Here is a 22798-nt window from a genome sequence, read left to right as displayed (position 1 = left end):
CTTGCCCGCGCCGAGCACGCTTGCGAAGCAATAATTTCTTCTCGTGCGAGTGCGCATCGTTTGCACGAAGTGCTTTTGTTTGATAGGAAATTCATCGTAATTTCCTATCAAATAAAAAACTGCCCCGAAGGGCAGTTTCTTATCGTCCATATAATTTTGTCATCTCTTTGATCTGCTCTGCAAGATCTTTTGTCAGGCATCCGGATTTCATTCTCCAACGCCAGTTATTTCCAAGCGTAGATGGTGTATTGATCCTTGTCTCACTTCCAAGTCCAAGGTAATCCTGCAATGGGATAATGCACAAGTCTGCCACACTCGCCAGTGCCAGACGGATAAAATCCCAATGAATTTGTGTCTTTGGTGTATTTGCATTGTTCATATATTTCTGCGATAATTTCAGATCATCCGGATCTAAAACTTTATACCAGCCGCAGAGGGTATCATTATCATGTGTTCCTGTATACACTACACAGTTTTTCTCATAATTATGTGGGAGATAATCACTCTCTTCCCTGGAGTCAAAAGCAAACTGGATCACTTTCATTCCCGGGAAACCCGAGTCATGCAACAACTGACGTACACTATCAGTTAAAAATCCCAGATCTTCTGCAATTACATTTACATCGCCCAGCGCATCTTTTAAAACCTGCATCAGACTCATGCCCGGCCCCGGCTCCCAGTGTCCGTGTTCTGCCGTCTCATCCCCTGCCGGAATACTGTAATATTCATCAAATCCGCGAAAGTGATCAATGCGGACACAGTCATATAATTTCAGACACTGTGCGATTCTCCGAATCCACCACGCATAACCGGTCTGGCGGTGATACTCCCAGCGATACAGCGGATTGCCCCATAACTGTCCGGTCGCGGAAAATGCGTCCGGCGGGCATCCCGCCACAGCGGCAGGCTTCAGTTCCTCATCAAATTGAAACAGCTGCGGTTCTGCCCAGGCATCTGCACTGTCCAGTGCCACATAAATCGGAATGTCCCCAATAATCTGAATGCCCGCCTGCGCCGCATACGCATGCAGTTTTTTCCATTGGCAGAAAAACAGATACTGCTGAAACTGGTAAAACTGTATTTCATCATGCTGCCCATGCCATACCTGATCCAGAGCTGCAAAATCCCGTCTCTTATATTTTTCTTCCCATTGCAGCCAGCTTGCTCCTTTATGCATATTTTTTATTACCATGAACAATGCATAATTTCCAAGCCACCAGTCATTTTCCTGACAAAAAGTCCAAAAATCATCTGACGGTTGCTTCAGAAAACGATTGCACGCCATGCGCAAAATTTTATATCGGTTCTGATAAAGCTTTGCATAATCAATGGATTCCGGATTCTTCCCGAAATCCAAACTGTCACACTCCTCTTTCGTCAAAAGCTGTTGCTCCACAAGCTGCTCCAGATCGATAAAATACGGATTTCCGGCAAAAGATGAAAAAGACTGATACGGGGAATCCCCATAGCTTGTCTGTCCAAGAGGCAGTACCTGCCAGTTTTTTTGGCCTGACTCTTTTAAAAAATCTACAAATTGATAAGCCTCTTTTGAAAAGCATCCTATTCCATATTCGGATGGAAGAGAAAATACCGGCATCAGAATTCCACTTGTTCTCATAGTTTATATCCTCGCGTTCTACACATTTATTCTTTTCAATATTAGGAAATTCGAGTAATTTCCTGTCAAATAAAAAGCCCTTTTTGCTGCACTGCTGTAACAAAAAGGACTTTTGAGCGTTTGTTAACCTTTGACTGCTCCTGCAGCTACGCCTTTGATAATATATTTCTGACAGGTCAGATAAAATACAATGATCGGTAAAATTGCAAGTACAAGCATTGCCATCATTGCGCCCATATCAATGGAACCATAGCCACCGCGCAGATACTGAACTGCCATTGGAATGGTTGGCTTTTCACTGTCAAGTACCAGCGTCGGAAGCAGGTAGTCGTTCCAGATCCACATCGCATTTAAGATTGCAACTGTGATCATGGTTGGGCGGAGCATCGGGACTATTACTTTAAAATAAGTCTGAACCGGTGTACAGCCATCGATCATTGCAGCTTCTTCCAGAGAAATCGGAATCGCCTTGATAAATCCACAGAACATAAACAGCGACAACCCGGCACCAAATCCCAGGTAAACCGGTATGATACCAAACATATTGCCAAGGTGAAGAAAATCTGTCACTTTAGACAGTGTAAACATAACCATCTGGAATGGAACGATCATTGCAAATACAAACAGATAATACAATACTGTGGATAATTTGCATGTAACTCTTGTAATCCACCATGCAGCCATAGAAGTCAAAAGCACGATTACGATTACAGAGCAGATAGTAATAAAAGCAGATCTTCCGGCTGCTACCAGCAGTCCTGTTTTCTGAATACCGTTCACATAATTGTACATTCCGGAAAAAGTATCCGAATTTGGCAATGCGAACGGTGCATCACTGATATAAAGTTTGTTTTTAAAAGAATTCATCAATACAAGGAAAATCGGGAACAGGAAAGCCACAGCTAAAAGTGTCATCACAATCGTGATCACAATACCGGTACCTTTTGATACTGCCGGATTTTCAATGATCTCATTTTTGTTTTGTTTTCTCTTTTTCAGCATTAGTTCTCAACCTCCTTACGTCTTGTGAAGTATAACTGTGTCAGTGAGATTGCTGCTACGATAATAAAGAAAATAACCGCTTTTGCCTGACCGACACCTTCCCAGCCGTTCCTGTTGTAGAATGTCGTATAAATATCGTATGCCAGCATTGCGGTTTTCTTTGCCGGTCCGCCTGCTGTTAATGCCAGGTTCTGATCGAACAGTTTGAAGCAGTTCGTAAGTGTCAGGAACAGACAGATGGTAACAGATGGCATTGTCATCGGAATAATAATCTTGTACAATGTCTGGAATTTATTGGCACCATCAATTTCAGCTGCCTCAATCAATTCTGTCGGTATATTTTGAATACCGGCAATGTAAATGATCATCATATATCCGATCAACTGCCAGTTTGTCAGAATGACCATGCCCCAGAAACCATATTTCGGGTCTGCTGTGATTGTTACATTAAAATGTGCCAGCACGCCGTTGATCAGCAATTGCCAGATATAGCCAAGTACAATTCCTCCGATAAGGTTTGGCATAAAGAAAATGGTTCGAAAAATATTGGTTCCTTTTAATCCCCGTGTCAGTCCATATGCCAGGGCAAAAGAAATTACATTAATTGTAATTACAGACACAACCGTAAATTTCACGGTAAATAACAATGCATTAATAAAATCTTTGTTTGAAAATGCCTTTACATAGTTTGCAATTCCAACCCAGTGTGCATTTGTAACTGTCGTAAATTTACAGAACGAAAGCACGATTCCCATAATAAATGGAATGATAAAAAACAGGGTAAATGCAATCAATGTAGGTAATACAAAAAGAGCAAAATATTTTTTATATGTCTTTTGCATAAATCTCCCTCCCTACGGATACAATGTTTTTCTTCCTAAAGCAGAAGAGGAGGCGACCGATGACCGCCTCCTGCCCTTTGAGAATTCTATGTACTACACTACTCAGCTGTTGCTTCTTTCTCAGATGCCCACTCATCTACTGTATCTGATACTACAGCATCCCATTCTTTATTGCCATTTGCATACTCAAGAAGAGATGCGCCATAATCATCTTTGAATGTCTGGCTTGGGAATGTTGTAAAGTTCCACGGTACAGTTGTAAGGGAATCATCCTTCATGTATCTTACTACTTCCTGTGCTAACGGGTCAGAAGAAATCTCATCATCGCCAAATGTGCTGAACGGTGTAATAAACTGAAGATCATTTGTTACCATCTCTTTTCCTTCATCAGAACTGAACACCCATTTCAGGAAATCCAGAGATGCTTTCTGATCTGCCTCAGATGCATTGCTGTTTACACACATGTAGTTTTCTGTACCGATGCACAGTCCCTGTGTCTCTTCGCCTTCTACACCTGTATAGATCGGCATAAATTTCACGTTTTCTTCTTTTACTACGTTACCACTTACTTTGCTGATCTGAGACCATGCCCAGTTACCGTTCTGAACCATAGCTGCTTTTCCTAATGCAAACTCTGACATAGAATCATCTACTGTCTTGGAACCAACCATTGTAGGCTCAACCGTTGAGTTGTTCAGATACAGATCGAAAATGTTTTTAAAGTTCTCATTATATTTGAAAGTAATTTCATCCTCATCTTTTACATCTGCATCTTTGTACTCATAGTAAATCGGAAGATTCATCAGATGTGTCTGCCATCTCCAGTCTTCACCTGGTGCAAAGGATGTGGAAGCAAATACACCATCAATACCAAGATCATCTTTGTGCGCTGTCATATCTTCTACAACTGCCTTTAATGTATCAAAGTTTTTGATGTCATCCATGGATGTTGCTTTTGCGCCCGGAAGTGCAAAATACTTATCCATGATTTCTTTATTATAGATGATGCCGTATCCTTCTTCTGCAAACGGAATGCCGTATACGCCATCTCCTTCTGTGATTGCAAGGTCTTTATCTACCAGCATATTGTAAAAATCAGTATCTTTCAGATCTGCACAATACTCTTTCCAGGACTGATATCCAACCGGTCCGTTAATCTGGAATAAGGTAGGTGCATCACTTTTAGCCATCTCTGATTTCAGTGTCTGCTCATACTGATTAGATGCTGCTGTCTTTACTTTTACCGGAACACCTGTCTCCTCAGTATATTTTGCTGCAATTTCTTCCCACTGATCTGCAATCTCCGGTTTGAAATTCAGGTAATATACAGAACCTTCTGCACTGCTTCCTGCTTTCTCAGCTCCTGCGGAAGAAGTATCTCCGCCTTTCGCTCCACCACAGCCTGCTAACATTCCGGTTACTGTCAATGCGGACAGACACACTGCCAAAAATTTTTTCATTTTCATAAAAAATACCCTCTTTCCTTTTCATTATCGTATCAAGTGCGTACCTCTTTGATACTTATAATTTTATAGAAAGAGAGTCCTTTTTAATACAAAAGATTTTCAAGAATCATGTTCTTTTTCCACGATTCTGTAAAAATATCAAAATAAGATACTGGTTCTTCTCCTGTAATAATCTTCATAAAAGCCAGTGTCTCCATATCTGTCATATCCTGTGGTAACTCCCGATGCGAATACGGTACATAGTCTTTATTGACATAAGACACATCTGCATCTTCAATCAGCCGTACTGCCTGGATTCGTGAGGCATAAGCAGCCCAGTAAACAGGATCCCTGTCTCCATCAAGGAATCTGCGACAGCTGTCATAATAAGCGGATTCCAGGGAATTCATAGAATCTGTCTGACGCGGATAATGCAAGGCCAGCCAGATATGATCTGTCGTTGTAAACACAGCATTGCTGAAATCACAGTTTGCCACAAGAGGACGTGCCGTGGTGTCCACCCCGCGTTTCTGGTACAGATCAATTTCTTCACTTCCATCGTGACGGTATCGCGCATTGTCAAAAAGTGCGGTCATAATCTTCATGACGATCTCCGGATGCTCATATCCTTTTCGCACCACAATACAGGGAGATGTTTTTCCATATATGTAAGAATGAACTTCACCATGCTCATCCGTGATCACATATGGTTTCCACTCTGCCTCCGGATTTGCCTCCACCGCTTCTATCAGCGGATTATTCGGTGCCCACCACCAGCCAAAAAAGGCTCCACAGCGGTTATCACGTATCAGTTCTCCGATTTCTCCCGTTGTCCGCATCATATAATCCTGATCCAGAATACCATTTTCATACCATCCATGAAGATATTCCAGTGCCTGCCGTGTCTCTTCCGTTAATGATCCATAGACATAACCGTCATCACTATCCTGCAGCCATATTCCCGGATAGGCATGAAATACGGAAAAAACAGGATCCACAGAAAAATTCGAAGAACCGTCCCCATACAGTGTTGCCATACATGGCAATCCGATATTTCCATGTCCTCCCGGATCATTTTCCCGAAATGCCTGTATAATCTGCTCCACATCAGCAAGCGTCGAAGGTTCCGGAAGTCCAAGCGCTTTTCTCCAGTCTTCCCTCACCCAGAAGAGGTTGCATCCATAATAAACCTGCGTGGAAGGAAGTGCCATCAATTTTCCATCAATGGTCACAGATTCCAGTAATTCTTTTCCATAACTGCTGTACATGGATTTGATCATACTGGAAGTTGCCTCCTGATAAGCATCTGATAAATCTTCAATCATGCCATACTCTGCCAGTTTTTCTACGTCCTCCGGACCAGATACCAGCATCACATCCGGCAGAGTATTTTCAGCAATCATCCGCTGGATATACAGATAATAATTTTCATCCCCTGATACTTCCATGACGTCTTCATTTTGTACATTAAGTGTTTTTTTCAAATATCGTGTATAAGCATTGTCCTCATAAGTATCGCCATCCGGCATACCGGAATTACCGGAAGCAGTCATTTTAGCCAGTGTATAGGTCACTGTCTCCGGATAGGGTATCAGTGGTGATTTCTCCGCTTTCTCCCAGGATCTGGCTACCTTTTCCTCCGCTTTCTGTTTTGCCACATCACGGTTAATTTCAAATGATGCCACACCGAGAAGTACACACATCATTCCGATAACAATAGCCTGTGCTCTTCTTTTGCTATGACTCATTGTCCTCTCCCTTCTGTACCTTTGGAAAATGCAATAACACCTCAGTACCTTTTCCAAGTTCGCTTTTGATCTGAATGCTATAAGCTTCCCCGAAGCTCAGTTTCATTCTGTCGTTTACGTTTTTGACACCATATCCCAAAGCATGATATTCCAGAACATGTGCAAGCGTATCTGCATCCATCCCAACGCCATTGTCACGGATGCTGACATAAATCACCCCGGAACCTGTCTCCTCCCAGATACGGAACCAGATCTGATGATCCGGATCCTCCTTAATATCAAGGCCATGCTCTAACGCATTTTCTACAAATGGCTGGAAAATAAGTGACGGAAGTTCATAATCCAGCAATTTTTCATCTACATCATAATGCACTTTAAAATCATTATCATGCATCCAGAGTTGCAGCTGTACATAAGCCTGAATGTTCTGAAGTGCCAGCCGCAGGCTGATCCATGTTCTTCCTTTATTTAAAGTTGTCCGGTAAAATGCAGAAAGCGCAAGCGTCACCTGACTGATTTCCTCTTCTCCGGCCTCAATTGCCTTCCAGTTGATCATCGACAGGGAATTATACAAAAAATGCGGATTGATCTGAGCCTGCAGTGCTTTCATTTCAAATTCTTTCCGGGCAATCTGCGTTTCATAGTTTTCCCAGATCAGTTCCTGGATCCGCTGCATCATATGGTTATAACTGTTGATCAGGATTCCTACCTCGTCCTCACGGTTGCTGTGAAGTGTTGCCTGAATGTTTGTTTCATCCATAGACTGGATTTCTTCTGTCAGTTCTTCTAATGGTCTGGATAAATATTTTGCAAATCTTCTTCCCAGCAGAATAATGCAGACCAGACAGGCTCCTACCTGCACAGCGATCATAAGAAACGCTCTTCCGGAAAATGGACTTAAGTTGGATTTCTTTTGAAAATAAGTAACTGTCGCATCCATCTGATTCAGATCCTGCTGTACCCATAAATAATCCTTTTTATTCTCTGTAAAACTTACATATATTCCATTTTTATCTGTACATTTTTTCCCGGAAAAATTCCATATTTCATCGTTCTGCGTCTGCACATGAACACCATACTGATCCACTGCAAGCTGGTTTAACGATTCAAATAATGTCGGAATATCCGTGCGTACTGCCACATAACTTTCAATTCCGGAATAACTTGGAATTTTGTATATTGAAATCAGGTCTAATGTACTTTCATCAAATACCCATTCCTTATCCCTGATTTCATCTCGATACCAGGACTCTTCATACAGATCCTCCAGCGGATGCGTTTCATTTCCGAAAGACTGCTGAATGCCCTCGGAATAGATGGTAACAGATTCCATGATCAGATTCTGATACTTCAACGCACCGATGGTATTTGATACTTCCTGATAGAGTTCATAACGCTGTGTCTTCTTTGTCGGATCACACTCCAGAAAATTGATGACATCCTGGTTGTATACGAAATAATTCATCATCTGCTGGCAGGTATACATCTGATAATCTACAATCCCACAGGCCTGCTGCAATGTATTCGTCATATCTTTTTCCCTGTACTTGAGCACTGTGCGATAGGAATTGAATCCAAGTGAAATGCCCAATACAAAAACCGGAACCATGCCGACAAGACACAGGATTGTCAGCATCTTTTTTCGAATGGATAGTTTATGAAAGAACTGTTTCAGTCTGCGCATCTGTCATTCCACCCTTTCGATACTGTTCTGGACTACATCCACAATACTCACGGAAATTTTTACAAAAATAAGATACATTTGAAAAACCAGTTTCTTTACATATCTGCACAATCTTCATAGAGGTATCGGAAAGCAGTTTTTTTGCCTGCTCCATCCGGTAATTCCGAATAAAACGACTCACCGTATCCCCGGTTTCTTTCTTAAATATATAACTGAAATATCCCGGTGACAAATACACCAGTTCGGATAATTTTTCCACACTGATATCCTCACTGTAATGTTCATAAATATAACTTTTTGCCTGTGCAACTTCATTTCTGGCACCATCATTGTTGGCTGCCAGACGTTCTTCCATATTCTGGATGAGTGTTTCCACAAGATTTATCACATCCTGCACAGACTGCATTTCGTATACCTTCTGAACCGCTGTTTCCAGTTTTTTTCTGTCCTGATGCTGATGCGTAAAAAATTCTTTTACCAGATTGGAAAACAAAAATCTCGTATAAATCTGCGAATAGCTGCTCAGCTCTCCCATACCATTTTTCAAAATACGAAAATGTTCCCACAGATGAGTCATATCATCCATTCGGATATTTTCGATCATCCGGTTAATCGTTTCATCCAGGAACTGCTCACTCCCGGTATCTTCTGATACATGATCCGGCATAAATACTCTTGTTTCCTTCTGATAAAATTTATTTTCTATCAGACTTTCAAGCATCTGAAAACGATCCGGCAGTTCCCTTCGATCCGTAACCGGCTGACCGACTGCCACATAAAAACGATTCCCAAACGCGTGATTCATCCATTCCGCTAAATCTGTTGCAAAAACTTTCTGCTCACATACGCCAAAAAGGACACAGAGTTCCTGATTCTGTGCCAGATTTAAAAAAGATAATTTCTGCTTGCTATATTCTGTCAGTTTTTGAATAAAAACTTCTTCTGATTCTTCAAAAAAGTTGTCTTCACTCTCAATTAAAAACAAACCTCTGATCTGATTCCAACGGTCAATATTGATCTTTCCACTGATTTTATTTAACAGATCGTCATTTCCCTGACAAAGGTATCTGAAAAGAAAATAATTTTCCAGAGAATCCTGATTCCACTGACTGCGCTGTGCTTCATTTCTCCGCTCAGTAATTTTCTCTACCAGATGATTCAGCGTGTTTTCGAACTCGGCAGGATCCACCGGCTTGAGCACATAGTTTGAAACGCCGGAAGCCATTGCCTTTTTCGCATATTCAAACTCACCATATCCGGAAAAAATTACCATTTCCAGATCCGGCTGTAATTTGTGAGCCACAGAAACCAGCTCAATACCATCCATAAATGGCATTTTTATATCAGTCAGCATAATATCCACTGTCCGACGCTGCAAAATTTCGCAGGCCGCCTTTCCATTGGCGGCCTCCAAAATCTCCATCTCTTCACTGCGCCGGTTCAGCAGAAAACGAATTCCCTTTCGCTCCAGTTTTTCATCATCTACTACCAGAATTGTCAGCATACATTACTCCCCCAATTTCCATATATCCTGATTATATTCCCGGATGGTACGGTCAGAAGAAAAGAACCCTGCATTACTGATATTCACCAGCATTTTCTTTGCCCATGTTTTGCGGTCTGTATAATCTTCCAGTGCCCGTTCTTTTGTTCGGATATAATCTTCCAGATCCAGGAATGTCATAAACCAGTCTTTATTTTTCAGTTCACTGCTTAAACGCTCCAAATTTTCTTTCTTTCCAATCTCCATCATCTGTGGACCAGTGATAAATTCCACAGCCTTTTGGATCAACGGATTTTTTGTATAATAATCGGATGGTCTGTAATCACTTTTTTCATAATGTGCAATTACTTCATCACTCTTTGCACCAAAGATATAGATATTGTCATCTCCGACAAACTGATGGATTTCCACATTTGCACCATCTTCTGTTCCAAGTGTCACTGCTCCGTTCAACATAAATTTCATATTTCCGGTTCCGCTTGCCTCTTTGGATGCAAGTGAAATCTGTTCCGAAATATCACATGCCGGGATTAGTTTTTCTGCTAATGTAACGTTATAATTTTCTACCATGACCACATTCAGATACGGACTTACTTCCGGATCCTGATTGATCAGTTCCTGCAGGCAGAGGATCAGATGAATGATATCTTTGGCGATCACATAAGCCGGTGCCGCTTTTGCGCCAAAAATCACCGTGATCGGAGTCTTTGGTAATTTTCCGCTTTTTATTTCCAGATATTTATAAATCACATACAATGCGTTCATCTGCTGTCGTTTATACTCATGAAGCCGTTTAATCTGAATGTCAAACACAGAATCTTCATTCAGTTCTATGCCCTGTGTCCGTTTCAGATACTCTGCCAGTTGATGTTTATTTTCTTTTTTTATCTGCAGAAGATTCTGCAGTGACTCTTCATCCTCCACAAATTTCTCCAACTTCTTTAACTCTGCTGCATCTTTTTTGTATCCATCACCAATCCACTCCGTGATCTGATCTACAAGCAATGGATTACAATGAAGCAGCCAGCGGCGAAACGTAATTCCGTTTGTCTTGTTGTTAAATTTTTCCGGATAAAGCTGATAAAAATTATGAAGTTCTGTCTCTTTCAGGATTTCTGTATGTAAAGCTGCAACGCCATTTACGCTGAATCCGTAATGAATATCGATGTGTGCCATATGAACCACGTCGTTACGGTCAATGACAGCCACACTTTCATCCGCATATTTCCGCCGTACTTTATCATCTAAAATTTCAATAATTGGCACCAGCTGTGGTACGATTTCCTGCAGATAATGCAGTGGCCACTTTTCCAATGCTTCCGCCAAAATGGTATGATTGGTATATGCACAGGTGCGGCTTACCACATCAATTGCATCATCCACAGAAAGTCCCCGGGCGATTAATAAACGGATCAGCTCCGGGATGATCATCGTCGGATGTGTATCATTGATCTGGATGACTGCATAATCCGGCAAATCATAGAGGTTACATCCCCGTGCTTCACACTCTTTTAAAATCAGCTGTGCGCCATTACTTACCATGAAATACTGCTGATAAATACGAAGCTTGCGACCGTCTTCATCACTGTCATCCGGATAAAGGAATAAGGTCAGATTTTTGGCAATTTCTTTTTTATCAAAAGAAATCCCATCCTGTACCATGCTCTCATCCACAGTATCTATATCAAAAAGTTGTAATTTATTGGTACGGTTACCATATCCGGTGACCAGAATTTCGTACATGACAGACTGTAATGTCATATTTCCAAAAGACACCGGGAAGCTGACATCCGTACGTTTTAACCAGCCACTTCGATCCATCCAGGGATTTTTTGTTTCTTTCTGCATATGATCCGCAAATTTCTGCTGAAATAATCCAAGATGATAATTCAGTCCAATACCGGCTCCATTGTAACCAAGTGTTGCAATCGAATCCAAAAAACAGGCTGCCAGTCGGCCAAGCCCTCCGTTTCCAAGAGATGGCTCTGCCTCGATTTCCTCAATTTCACAGATATCTTTTCCATTTGCAGCAAGCATTTTGCGGACATCCTCATATATTCCGAGATTGATCATATTATTAGACAAAAGTTTTCCGATCAAAAACTCTGCAGATACATAATATACTTTCTTTTTCCCTGCATTAGATTCCTTCTGCTCTGCCATATCCTGCACAACAGCCATCAGTGCCTGGTAAATCTCCTGATTACTGCTTTCTGAAATTGCTTTTCCTAATTTTTTCGATACTAACATTTCCAGCTTCATAATAAAATTCCTTCCCGACCTCAAAGTCTGTGCTCTCAAAAGAATCTGATACGCAGGAACCGTTTGATTCATTGTATCATACTTTTTCCTGTTCGTGTGTTTCTGCTTATATTTTATACGGCATCGTTATTTTTTTCTTGCAGCATAATATCCTTTTATAGTACAATTCTATCAAAAACAGAAAGGAGTCCAGCATGAAACAGCCAAAACCAGAACAATACCACGAAAAAAAACGTCATACGGAAGATCAGTTTCCTTATAACACTTATCTGTGCACGATACCGGATGATTTTACGGAAGTACCTGTTCACTGGCATGAAGAAGCAGAACTTATCGTCATTCAGAAGGGATCTGGCACCGTTCTTGTAGACCTGACACACTATCACGTCACAGCCGGAGATATCATTATTGTTCTTCCGGAACACCTGCATGCCATCAGGGAAATTTCTGGTCAGAAAATGGAATATGAAAATATCATTTTTCGCCCGGAATTACTTTCTTCCGATAACCACGAGGTCTGTTTTGAAAAATTTCTGTATCCATTGTTCTCAGGGCAAATTCAGACAGTCGTCCACATTCACCCACGTCTGTCCTACTATCCGAAAATTCATGATCTGATCCGGACAATGGATCAGTTATGCAGCAAAAAACCTGCCGGATATCAACTTGCACTCAAAGGCTCTCTGTTTCTGTTCATGTTCCAGCTTCTGTCCCTGGACGATAAAAAAGAACTATCCAACATACAGCAACGGTCACTGGACAAGTTGAAATTTATCATCACTTTCACAAATGAACACTTGGAAGAATCTATTTCCATTTGCCAGATTGCCTCTGCCTGTTATTTCAGTGAATCACACTTCATGAAATTTTTTAAGACACATATGGGCATCAGCTATATCCATTATCTGAATGATGTCCGGCTGGCACATGCCAGAAATCTGCTGGTTTCAACAAATCTGTCTATCCTGGAGATTGCACAGAAATCCGGTTTTGAAAATGCTTCTTATTTCAATCGGAAGTTCAAAGACAAATATGGCATTACTCCACGCCAGGCAAGATAAAAAAACGCCGGATATTTTTATCAAATATCCGACGTTTTTCACGCGTTTTATGTAACTGTTTTTAATATTACAGATATTTTTTTAATACGTCAACTTTATCAGTTGCTTCCCAAGGAAGATCTACATCTGTACGTCCGAAATGTCCGTAAGCAGCTGTTGCTTTGTAGATCGGTCTTCTTAAGTCAAGCATTTTGATGATTCCAGCCGGACGAAGATCGAAATTCTCACGAACGATCTCAACCAGTTTCTCATCAGAAAGTTTTCCTGTTCCGAATGTATCTACCATGATAGAAGTCGGCTGTGCTACACCGATCGCATAAGAAAGCTGGATCTCGCATTTGTCAGCCAGACCTGCTGCAACGATGTTCTTTGCAACGTAACGTGCTGCATAAGCTGCAGAACGGTCTACTTTTGTGCAGTCTTTTCCGGAGAAAGCTCCACCACCGTGACGAGCCATTCCACCGTAAGTATCAACGATGATCTTACGTCCTGTCAGACCTGCATCACCGTGAGGTCCACCGATTACGAAACGTCCTGTCGGGTTGATGAAGAATTTTGTCTCATCATCGATCAGCTCTGCCGGAAGGATCGGATCAAATACATATTTTTTGATATCCTCATGGATCTGCTCCTGAGTAACATCATCATCATGCTGTGTAGAAAGAACTACAGCCTCTAATCTCTTAGGAGCGCCGTTCTCATCATACTCTACGGAAACCTGAGTTTTTCCGTCTGGTCTTAAGTAGCTTAATGTACCATCTTTACGAACTTTTGTAAGCTGAAGAGCCATTTTGTGTGCAAGGGAGATTGGGTACGGCATTAATTCCGGTGTCTCGTTTGTAGCGTAACCGAACATCATACCCTGATCACCGGCACCTGTATCAAGATCATCTGTCAGAGCGCCCTCTTTTGCCTCAAGTGCTTTATCAACACCCATAGCGATATCAGCGGACTGCTGATCCAGAGCAACCATAACTGCACATGTATTTCCATCGAAACCTGTCTTTGCATCATTGTAACCGATCTCGTTTACAGTCTGACGAACGATAGACGGGATATCAAGCTGTGCTTTTGTAGTAATCTCACCTGTTACTAATACAAAACCTGTACAAGCAGCTGTCTCGCAGGCAACACGACTCATCGGATCCTGTGCCATGCAGGCATCCAGAATTGCATCAGATACAGCATCGCAGACTTTATCCGGATGTCCCTCTGTAACTGACTCAGAAGTAAATAATAATTTTTCCATAATTATCCTCCGTTCTTTTCTCTCATTCTAATCTAAATTGAAACATGTGAACTCCCATTGTTCACGTTATTGCAGTCATACTTTATGTATCATACATTCCGAGATAGGAAAAGTCAACCAACAAATTTCCCCGAAAATGTTGAACAAATAACAAAAAAGGCAAAAAATGCGGGCAGTTTTTCATTCCTGCCCGCTTCCTGTTAAAATTTTATCGATAGCTGTTCTGAACTTCATTCAAGTCGAATATAGATAAGATCAAATACGTGATTCCAGTCTGTACAAGTTGACACATGCTTCTCAGAATCACTATGTTCTGCATCCTAGAGTTTCAATCTGAACTGCTGAATCTCTTTCTCAGAACTTACCTTCTGCATCATTCCACCGATACCTCTGAATTTTTCATCAAAAGCTTCGTATCCACGCTCGATGTAGTAGATATCATCCACGATAGTAATACCATCTGCTGCCAGTCCGGCGATAACCAGTGCTGCACCTGCACGAAGATCCGGTGCGCTGACTCTCGCGCCGGTGTAACGGTCCACACCATTAATGATGGCGATATTACCCTCAACTTTAATGTTTGCGCCCATCTTCTCCAACTCATCTACATATTTGAAACGATTCTCAAAAATACTCTCTGTAATGGTACTTGTTCCCTCTGCAAGTGCAAGGACAACGCCCATCTGCGGCTGCATATCTGTCGGGAATCCCGGATACGGTAATGTGGTCACCTGTGTATGGCGTAATGGTTTGTTCGCAATGACACGAACTGCGTCGTCAAACTCCTGGATCTCGCATCCAACCTCTATGAGCTTTGCACTGGTAGCTTCCAGATGCTTCGGAATAACGTTCTTTACAGTAACGTCACCGTGTGTCGCTGCTGCTGCAAACATAAATGTACCTGCCTCGATCTGATCCGGAATAATAGAATACTCCGTCTTGTGCAGTTTTTCCACACCGGTAATACGGATCACGTCCGTTCCGGCGCCACGGATATTTGCTCCCATACGGTTTAAGAAGTTTGCCACGTCAACGACATGCGGCTCTTTTGCTGCATTCTCGATGATCGTCTTACCCTCTGCCATGGCTGCTGCCATCATGATATTGATGGTGGCACCTACGGAAACCTTATCCATATAAATATGTGTACCACAAAGACACTCTGCCTTTGCAGCTACGAGACCGTGGTGAATATTGATTTCTGCACCCATGGCACGGAAACCTTTCAGATGCAGGTCAATCGGTCTGCTTCCTATATCACAGCCACCTGGTAATGCAACCTCTGCATCTTTATACTTTCCAAGTAATGCACCTAACAGATAGTAGGATGCACGTATTTTTCTGATATACTCATTATCCACGCTTGTTTCGTGAATGGTTGATCCATTAATTTTGACCGTGTGAACATCTAAACGTTCAACTGTAGCACCAATGTTCTCAATTGCCTGAAGCATAACATTGATATCACGGACATTTGGTAAATTATCTATTGTAACGGTCTCATCCGTCATAACTGCCGCAGCAAGAATTGCCAGCGCTGCATTTTTTGCGCCGCCGATTTCCACTTCACCAACTAACGGACTCCCACCTTTTATTACATATTGATCCATCTTGCACCTCTATGTTCCTATATTTAAACACGCTATTATAACTATATCTCAAAAAATTTGTCAAGAATATTTTTCAACTTAACAGTTCACTCATCACAAATATTCAGGTGATGATCATGCTTGCATGAGGAATTACCTGGATATATAGTGATGAAGGGAGCGCCTTTTTATGAGCAAAAACAGTAGCGTAGCTACGGAGAAGCCCAAAGGGCGTTTTGCGAATGGCGCGTGTGAACTGTAACAAAGTTTTCTCTTAAAGTTCCTTTTATTATAACATACATACATCTTATAGAAAAGAAACTTTGCTTTATATTATTCAGATTTTGCCTTTTCGGTTCCATCAAACGCTTCTAATGCCTGCAGTACTGCCTTCAAAGTCTGATCCACATTCAGTTTATACTGATCAACGGTCACATCTGCATATTTTTCATACAGAACCACGCGCTCTTTGTACAGGTCTGCAAGCGTCTGTCCCGGTTTCAGCACAACGCCCCGTCCTTTCAGGTTGCGCAGACGGCGCTCCAGCGGTCTGAGATTCTGTTTCAGATATACAACAGTTCCAATGGAACGCAGATGCTCCATTGCTTCTTTTCCATATACAACGCTTCCACCAGTGGCAATGACACTGCGGTGGGTATCGATCTGGCTGTTTACACGGTTTTCCACTTCGATAAAACCGTCTACGCCTTTCTCTGAAATAATTTCATGCAGTAATTTTCCCTCTGCTTTCTGGATCAGAAGGTCTGCGTCTACAAATTCATAACCTAATACTTTTGCCAAAACTACGCCAACGGTACTTTTTCCAACACCCGGCATTCCTATCAACACTACGTTCTCTTTTTTCATTTCTCAACTAACCCTATAACCCATGTGCTGTATTTAACGGGAAACAAAGCGGACTTCATCGTCCGCTTTTCCCTTTTTCTCATTCAATATCAGATGGAAGTCATCTCTCATCTGATCTTTTTATTCTGCCGCTGCACTGCTGTCACTATTGTCTGTGGTGGACGGTGCGGTAAATAAATTATCAAATTTTACTTTTGCCCACTCTTTGTCATCCACGTTGATGGTAACTGCATCTTTGTAACCAGCTGTCACAGTCTTGTAAACCTCATCCTGACGGTCACTGATAATACTTTCTTTCTTCTTTGCTGTAGCATCTTCATCATACTCACTGTCCAGACGGATGATGTAGTAGCAGTCTGTGCCTTCGATCAGTCCGGATATATCGCCGGCTTTCATCTCATTTGCTGCGGAGATAACTGCATCGCAGAAACCGCCGTCGGACTCGCTCTTTTCATCGCTGCCGTAAGAATAAGTCTGAACGGTATAGCCATATTCTTCTGCAGTACCGTCAAAATCTGTCTTTGCTTTGTCTGCCGCATCGGTTGCATCTTTCTTTACAACCGTTACCTGATCTGCAGTGTAAGTTTGCTCATTTCCACTGTCATCTGTATAGGTTGTCAGACTGATTTTTACATAACTAAAAGTTTTCTGTGCTGCTTCTTCATCAGATACATTCGTATCCGCAGTTGCACGGATTGCTTTACGCATTCTGTTTTCTACGGTCTGCAGATACAGATAACGCTCTACGTATTCCTCGGTAGCGCCAACTTCTTTGATGGCTGCCTTGGAGTTGTCAGACATAAACTGCTCTGCTGCTGCCTTGATGGCTGCTTTGTCATCGTCTGTGATTTCCACACCGTAATCTGACATATGCTGCTCTAACAGACACTGTGTCTCGATTTCTTCCAGCACACTGTCCTTCACAGACTCCTGCATATTTTTACCATCCTGCGCATAGGAATCGTTGGTCCAGTAGTCCTCGCCATAATATGCAACAAAAATATTGTCATAATTTGCCTGCTGAATGCGCGCTGCAAAGTTTGCGTATCCCATGCTTACCTCGATTGGATCTGCGGAATCACTTTCCATGGTGATCACATTTGCACTTTTTTTGATTCCACATCCGCCCAGTGTCATGGAACCGATCATCGCACTCATTAAAATAATTGCTGCAAATTTTTTAAATTTCATGGTTGCCTCCATCTATCCTCATCCGTGTATACAAAAAGTAACATACGCGGACTGTAACTTTCTTATACAAATTTGTTGCTCACCGCCTTTGGAGCCGAAAGCAATCTTACACTTGAGTATACCGTAGTTTTACAGGCACTGCAAGCCTGTTTTACACCGGAAATGCATGATTTTCGCTTATTTCTCAGGTTTCCAACAGCATCTCCCGGCAATCATCCAGTATGGTTCGGATCACAGTCAGTGTATCCGGACTGTTTTTCTGCTTCCGATAATACAGACAAGGTTCTTTTTTGTCCGGGATAAACGACAGGAGTGGTTTATTTTTATCCAACAATAACGGAAGATTTGCCACGTTCAGTTTCGCCCGTTCAAACATACGGAACGTAATGCCCGCCGTATCTTCTTTGATCTCCACCAGATAAACACAATGCGCATCCGCCTTGATCTGTGCCACCGTCAGGAGGTTCTGCACCGGACGGGATGGCTCACCGAAACGGTCGATCAGTTCATCCAGCATCTCGTCTTTTTCTTCCTCATTTTCGATGGCAGCAATCCGTTTATAAATATCCAACTTCTGGTATTCGTTGGCAATGTAACTGTTTGGAATGTAGGCATCCAGTTCGATGTCAATGGATGTCTCGAAGGATTCCTCCACCACTTCACCTTTCGCACTTTTTACTGCTTCGTTCAGCATTTTACAGTACAGATCATAACCAACGGCTTCCATATGTCCGTGCTGCTGCTCTCCTAACAGGTTTCCGGCGCCACGGATCTCCAGGTCTTTCATTGCAATCTTGAAACCACTTCCCAGATCTGAAAACTCCCGGATCGCAGACAAACGTTTCTCTGCCACTTCCTTTAACATTTTGTTTCTGCGGTACATCAAAAATGCATACGCTGTCCGGTTGGAACGGCCAATACGTCCACGCAGCTGATACAGCTGGGAAAGCCCCAGATTGTCCGCATCGTGAATGATCATTGTATTGACATTTCCGATGTCCAGACCAGTCTCAATGATAGTCGTGGAAACAAGCACATCCACATCCCCATTGATAAATCCGTACATGACACGCTCCAGTTCACGTTCGCTCATTTGTCCATGGGCATAGGCAACCTCTGCATCCGGCACAAGCTCCGAAATTTTTGCAGCAACCTCCGCAATCTGGTTGACCCGATTGTATACATAATAAACCTGACCGTCCCTTGCCATCTCACGCTCGATGGCTTCACGGATCATCTCTTCATCATATTCCATGACATAAGTCTGGATCGGCATACGGTCGTGCGGTGGTTCCTCCAGCACGCTCATGTCACGGATTCCGATCAGGCTCATATGCAGGGTTCGCGGAATTGGTGTCGCCGTCAGGGTCAGCACGTCCACATCTTTTTTCATCTGCTTGATCTTTTCCTTATGAGTTACGCCAAAACGCTGTTCCTCATCAATGATCAGAAGTCCCAGATCTTTGCATTCCACATCCTTGGAAAGCACCCGGTGTGTACCGACAACAATATCCACCAGACCTTTTTTCAATCCTTCGATCGTCTGCTTCTGCTGCTTCGGTGTACGGAACCGGCAAAGTAGTTCCACATTTACCGGAAATTCTTTCATCCGCTGCGCAAAGGTATTGTAATGCTGCTGCGCCAGGATTGTTGTCGGAACCAGATAGATCACCTGTTTTCCCTCCTGTACGGCTTTGAACGCTGCGCGGATGGCCACTTCCGTTTTTCCGAATCCGACATCCCCACAGATCAGGCGATCCATGATTTTCTTGCTCTGCATATCTGCCTTGGTGGCTTCAATGGCCATGCGCTGATCGTCCGTCTCATCATATGGAAACATTTCTTCAAATTCCCGCTGCCATACAGTATCCGGTCCGTACTCAAAACCTTCTTTGCTCTGGCGCACCGCATACAGTTCCACCAGTTCCTGGGCTACTTCCCGCACCGCTTTCTGTACCCGGTGACGGGTTTTCGTCCACTCCTGACCTCCAAGACGGTTCAGTTTCGGCTTTTTTGCATCGGAACCGGCATATTTCTGGATCAGATCCAGCTGAGTTGCAAGCACGTACAGATTGCCACCCTTGTCATACTCGATCTTCATGTAATCACGCATTGTCTTGTCGACTTCGATTTTCTCGATGCCACGGAAAATACCCAGTCCATGGTTCTCATGTACCACATAATCTCCCGGTTTCAGCTCAGAAAAACTCTGGATCCGCTCGCCCTCGTACAGTTTCTTTTTTTTGCGTTTTTTCTTCTCCGCACCAAAAATATCCGTTTCCGTCAGCACGACAAACTTAATGTCCGGATATTCAAACCCTCGTTTCAGCTTGCCGTACAGCACAAGAACCTCCCCCGGCTGCACCTGTCGATCCGTATCTTCTGAAAAAAATGCGTTCAGTTCTTCCTGGCGCAGATCATCTGCCATACGTTCCGCACGGGTACGGGAACTGCAAAGCAGGATCACCCGGTACTGGCGCTTTTTATAATTATGAAGGTCTTTGGACAAAAGTTCAAAACTGCTGTTGTATGCATTTACAGAATGCACCTGCATAAAAAAACTCTGGGCCGGTGCCAGTCCCTCTGACCGCAATTCCATGGCAGAGATCAGGACACATCCCATCCGCTGCATCCCGGCAGTCACTGCTTCGTGCGGATACAGGATATCCGCCTGGCCCGGCAGGATATATCCTTTTTCCAGTCGCTGCTGCATGCTGTCGGAGAATTCCTTTTCCACCGCCCCTGCTTTTTCCAGACAGCGGGCCGGTTCATCCACAAAGATCAGCAGTTTCTGCTCTTTCTGATCTGCGCAGCGATCCGCAAACTCCAGAAAGCTCACCGTATCCTCATAAAAATACGTCAGATAGCTTTCTGCCGCACGGACGCTGCCAAGCTCTTCCACCTGCTCCCGTACAAGTTCTACCGCCTCTTCGAGCCGATGGGCTTCCTCCGTTCGCATGTCCCTGCGGTATTGCTCTGCAATCCGCGCTCCCTCTTCCTGAATCCGTTTCATGCCGACTTCCTGCTGATTTTTGGTCAAAATCAACTCCGCAGCCGGATAAATTATGACTTCATCCAGCGCATCCATCGACCGCTGACTGTCGGGATCAAAGGTCCGGATCGAGTCAATCTCGTCCCCCCACAACTCAATACGGTAAGGTAATTCCTCCGTCAGTGCGAAGATATCTACAATGCCGCCGCGCACCGCAAACTGTCCCGGCGCATCCACCTGATACACGCTCTCGTAGCCCATTCCAACCAGATGCTGACGCAGTTTTTCCAGATCTATCGTATCCTCACTTTTCAGTTTCAATAAAAACCCCCGGAATACTTCCGGACGGACCAGACGGTCCATCAGCGCATCAAAGGTTGTGATGATTGCCGCATCTTCCTCTTCCACCAGCGTCCGATAGGCGCGGATGCGCTCCTGAGTCAGGGCATTTCCGCGGATATCCGACTGATAAAACAGAATATCCTTTGCCGGAAAATATACGGCTTTCCGGTCAAAATAACGATACGCGTCCAGCAATTCCCTTGCTTTCTGTTCATTAAAAGTAACAATAACACGAAGTCCTTTTCCATTGTTGATGCTGTACATCATATGCGGTTTCTGGGCATCCGTGCAGCCGGTGGCAGAGACCACGGTTCCGCTTTTCTTTGCATAGTGCTCCAGTTCTTCAAAGCTGTTCAGTTCATGTAACGGGCATACAAAAGCATCCATGTCATTACTCCTTTTTACGATTATACCGGTTCATCGCCTCATCGGTTCTGTCCTGAATCATCAGGCTCACGGCGTCCACCGCATCTTTTACGGCGTCCTCAAATTTTTCCCGGTCTTCCGGTGAAAATCTGCCGAGCACATGATCCGCCAGATCCCAGCCCGCCGGCTTTTCGCCCACGCCGACTTTGACCCGTTCAAACTGATCCGTTCCGGTTTTTGCAATGATATCCTTGATACCATTATGTCCGCCTGCGCTGCCCTTCTTGCGGATGCGCAGGTTGCCCGGCGCCAGACTGATATCATCAAACACAACGATCAGTTCCCGCGTCGGATCCAGTTTATAAAAATTCACCAGCTCACTGACACTGTCACCGCTCAGATTCATAAACGTCTGCGGCTTTGCCAGCATAACTTTCTGTCCCTCGATATATCCCATTCCACAGAATGCGTTTCCTTTTTTCAGATTCATGTCAATTCCATATTTATCAGCGATCGCATCAATAACATCAAACCCTGCGTTATGGCGGGTTTTCGCATATTTTGCGGTCGGATTTCCAAGTCCGGCTATCAAAAACATCTTCCAATTCCTCCTACTTCTTTTTTAATCAGAGGAAATCAAAATTTTCTCTGATTAAAAAAGGAGCCTCCTGCAATGCAGGATTCTCCTTTTTTTGTGCAGTTGTGGATAGTATACCACAATTATTTATGCTTCTGCAATTTCTTCACGATATTTTTGCATGATCAGTTCCTGAATCTGTGTTCTCGTTTCAGAATTGATCGGGTGCGCTACATCTCTGTACTCCCCTTCCGCGTTCTTCCGGCTTGGCATCGCAATGAATTCGCCCTTCTCTCCTTCAATGATCTTGATGTCATGCACGGCAAATTCATTATCAATCGTAATAGATACGACAGCCTTCATTTTTCCTTCTTTGTCAATTTTTCGAATTCTCACATCTGTAATATTCATACTTTTTTTCCCCTGTGTTTCTTACTTTCTTCACAGCAGGTCGGTTCG

The 22798-nt window shown here is 43.2% G+C and carries 16 protein-coding genes; 1 reads left to right on the top strand and 15 read right to left on the bottom strand.

Going from position 1 to position 22798, the window contains the following annotated elements:
* Positions 1 to 139 precede the first annotated feature (139 nt).
* From malQ to Q0I54_RS05920, 8 genes are all read right to left on the bottom strand, one after another.
* The gene (gene malQ, locus Q0I54_RS05955) at positions 140 to 1618 is read right to left on the bottom strand and encodes a 4-alpha-glucanotransferase (RefSeq protein WP_296117253.1); all 1479 of its coding nucleotides are present in this window, start codon (positions 1616 to 1618) and stop codon (positions 140 to 142) included.
* Positions 1619 to 1741: 123 nt separating this feature from the next.
* Positions 1742 to 2533 carry a carbohydrate ABC transporter permease gene (locus tag Q0I54_RS05950; protein ID WP_353963210.1) on the bottom strand — a complete coding sequence of 264 codons (792 nt, stop codon included), beginning with the start codon at positions 2531 to 2533 and terminating at the stop codon, positions 1742 to 1744.
* Between the two features lie 86 nt (positions 2534 to 2619).
* Positions 2620 to 3462 carry a carbohydrate ABC transporter permease gene (locus Q0I54_RS05945; protein ID WP_109215100.1) on the bottom strand — a complete coding sequence of 281 codons (843 nt, stop codon included), beginning with the start codon at positions 3460 to 3462 and terminating at the stop codon, positions 2620 to 2622.
* Between the two features lie 98 nt (positions 3463 to 3560).
* Entirely contained in the window at positions 3561 to 4928 is a 1368-nt protein-coding gene (locus Q0I54_RS05940; protein WP_296117250.1) for an ABC transporter substrate-binding protein, read from the bottom strand.
* 83 nt (positions 4929 to 5011) lie between these two features.
* Positions 5012 to 6655: a sugar ABC transporter substrate-binding protein gene (locus Q0I54_RS05935; protein ID WP_296117249.1), complete on the bottom strand. Its 1644-nt coding sequence runs from the start codon at positions 6653 to 6655 to the stop codon at positions 5012 to 5014.
* Positions 6645 to 8339, bottom strand: coding sequence for a sensor histidine kinase (locus Q0I54_RS05930; protein ID WP_296117247.1), 1695 nt, complete (start codon positions 8337 to 8339; stop codon positions 6645 to 6647). Before Q0I54_RS05930 ends, Q0I54_RS05935 begins: the two co-directional genes overlap by 11 nt.
* On the bottom strand, positions 8311 to 9843 hold the full coding sequence (locus Q0I54_RS05925) for a response regulator (RefSeq protein ID WP_296117246.1): 1533 nt from the start codon (positions 9841 to 9843) through the stop codon (positions 8311 to 8313). The genes Q0I54_RS05930 and Q0I54_RS05925 overlap by 29 nt, the downstream gene beginning before the upstream one ends.
* A 3-nt stretch (positions 9844 to 9846) precedes the next feature.
* Positions 9847 to 12105 (bottom strand): glycogen/starch/alpha-glucan phosphorylase, encoded by a 2259-nt coding sequence (locus Q0I54_RS05920; RefSeq protein WP_296117244.1) that lies wholly within the window; start codon positions 12103 to 12105, stop codon positions 9847 to 9849.
* Between the two features lie 194 nt (positions 12106 to 12299).
* On the opposite strand from Q0I54_RS05920, the gene Q0I54_RS05915 reads away from it, so the two are divergent.
* The gene (locus Q0I54_RS05915) at positions 12300 to 13166 is read left to right on the top strand and encodes an AraC family transcriptional regulator (protein WP_296117242.1); all 867 of its coding nucleotides are present in this window, start codon (positions 12300 to 12302) and stop codon (positions 13164 to 13166) included.
* A gap of 67 nt (positions 13167 to 13233) precedes the next feature.
* Here the strand turns inward: Q0I54_RS05915 and metK are convergent, their stop codons facing one another.
* From metK to spoVG, 7 genes are all read right to left on the bottom strand, one after another.
* Positions 13234 to 14415 (bottom strand): methionine adenosyltransferase, encoded by a 1182-nt coding sequence (metK, locus tag Q0I54_RS05910; protein ID WP_022036716.1) that lies wholly within the window; start codon positions 14413 to 14415, stop codon positions 13234 to 13236.
* A 320-nt stretch (positions 14416 to 14735) separates the two neighbouring features.
* Positions 14736 to 16025, bottom strand: a complete 1290-nt coding sequence (locus Q0I54_RS05905; protein WP_296117240.1) for a UDP-N-acetylglucosamine 1-carboxyvinyltransferase — start codon at positions 16023 to 16025, stop codon at positions 14736 to 14738.
* A 312-nt stretch (positions 16026 to 16337) separates the two neighbouring features.
* On the bottom strand, positions 16338 to 16871 hold the full coding sequence (locus tag Q0I54_RS05900) for a shikimate kinase (protein ID WP_296117238.1): 534 nt from the start codon (positions 16869 to 16871) through the stop codon (positions 16338 to 16340).
* 120 nt (positions 16872 to 16991) lie between these two features.
* On the bottom strand, positions 16992 to 18062 hold the full coding sequence (locus tag Q0I54_RS05895) for a peptidyl-prolyl cis-trans isomerase (protein ID WP_296117236.1): 1071 nt from the start codon (positions 18060 to 18062) through the stop codon (positions 16992 to 16994).
* 184 nt (positions 18063 to 18246) lie between these two features.
* Positions 18247 to 21783 carry a transcription-repair coupling factor gene (gene mfd / locus Q0I54_RS05890; RefSeq protein WP_296117235.1) on the bottom strand — a complete coding sequence of 1179 codons (3537 nt, stop codon included), beginning with the start codon at positions 21781 to 21783 and terminating at the stop codon, positions 18247 to 18249.
* Positions 21784 to 21787: 4 nt separating this feature from the next.
* Positions 21788 to 22360: an aminoacyl-tRNA hydrolase gene (pth, locus tag Q0I54_RS05885; RefSeq protein ID WP_296117233.1), complete on the bottom strand. Its 573-nt coding sequence runs from the start codon at positions 22358 to 22360 to the stop codon at positions 21788 to 21790.
* A gap of 126 nt (positions 22361 to 22486) precedes the next feature.
* Complete coding sequence (spoVG, locus tag Q0I54_RS05880) at positions 22487 to 22750, bottom strand: septation regulator SpoVG (protein ID WP_294784492.1); 264 nt, start codon at positions 22748 to 22750, stop codon at positions 22487 to 22489.
* Between the last annotated feature and the right edge of the window lie 48 nt (positions 22751 to 22798).

This window comes from uncultured Eubacterium sp. (assembly GCF_934295145.1).
GTDB lineage: Bacteria > Bacillota > Clostridia > Lachnospirales > Lachnospiraceae > Eubacterium_I.
Note: the sequence above shows the minus strand (reverse complement) of the source record. Positions and strands in the feature narration are given on the sequence as shown.

Bases quoted from the DNA above. Each gene is read 5' to 3' on its own strand.
- malQ (WP_296117253.1), bottom strand. From the start codon at position 1,618: ATGAGAACAAGTGGAATTCTGATGCCGGTATTTTCTCTTCCATCCGAA.
- Q0I54_RS05950 (WP_353963210.1), bottom strand. From the start codon at position 2,533: ATGACACTTTTAGCTGTGGCTTTCCTGTTCCCGATTTTCCTTGTATTG.
- Q0I54_RS05945 (WP_109215100.1), bottom strand. From the start codon at position 3,462: ATGCAAAAGACATATAAAAAATATTTTGCTCTTTTTGTATTACCTACA.
- Q0I54_RS05940 (WP_296117250.1), bottom strand. From the start codon at position 4,928: ATGAAAATGAAAAAATTTTTGGCAGTGTGTCTGTCCGCATTGACAGTA.
- Q0I54_RS05935 (WP_296117249.1), bottom strand. From the start codon at position 6,655: ATGAGTCATAGCAAAAGAAGAGCACAGGCTATTGTTATCGGAATGATG.
- Q0I54_RS05930 (WP_296117247.1), bottom strand. From the start codon at position 8,339: ATGCGCAGACTGAAACAGTTCTTTCATAAACTATCCATTCGAAAAAAG.
- Q0I54_RS05925 (WP_296117246.1), bottom strand. From the start codon at position 9,843: ATGCTGACAATTCTGGTAGTAGATGATGAAAAACTGGAGCGAAAGGGA.
- Q0I54_RS05920 (WP_296117244.1), bottom strand. From the start codon at position 12,105: ATGAAGCTGGAAATGTTAGTATCGAAAAAATTAGGAAAAGCAATTTCA.
- Q0I54_RS05915 (WP_296117242.1), top strand. From the start codon at position 12,300: ATGAAACAGCCAAAACCAGAACAATACCACGAAAAAAAACGTCATACG.
- metK (WP_022036716.1), bottom strand. From the start codon at position 14,415: ATGGAAAAATTATTATTTACTTCTGAGTCAGTTACAGAGGGACATCCG.
- Q0I54_RS05905 (WP_296117240.1), bottom strand. From the start codon at position 16,025: ATGGATCAATATGTAATAAAAGGTGGGAGTCCGTTAGTTGGTGAAGTG.
- Q0I54_RS05900 (WP_296117238.1), bottom strand. From the start codon at position 16,871: ATGAAAAAAGAGAACGTAGTGTTGATAGGAATGCCGGGTGTTGGAAAA.
- Q0I54_RS05895 (WP_296117236.1), bottom strand. From the start codon at position 18,062: ATGAAATTTAAAAAATTTGCAGCAATTATTTTAATGAGTGCGATGATC.
- mfd (WP_296117235.1), bottom strand. From the start codon at position 21,783: ATGGATGCTTTTGTATGCCCGTTACATGAACTGAACAGCTTTGAAGAA.
- pth (WP_296117233.1), bottom strand. From the start codon at position 22,360: ATGTTTTTGATAGCCGGACTTGGAAATCCGACCGCAAAATATGCGAAA.
- spoVG (WP_294784492.1), bottom strand. From the start codon at position 22,750: ATGAATATTACAGATGTGAGAATTCGAAAAATTGACAAAGAAGGAAAA.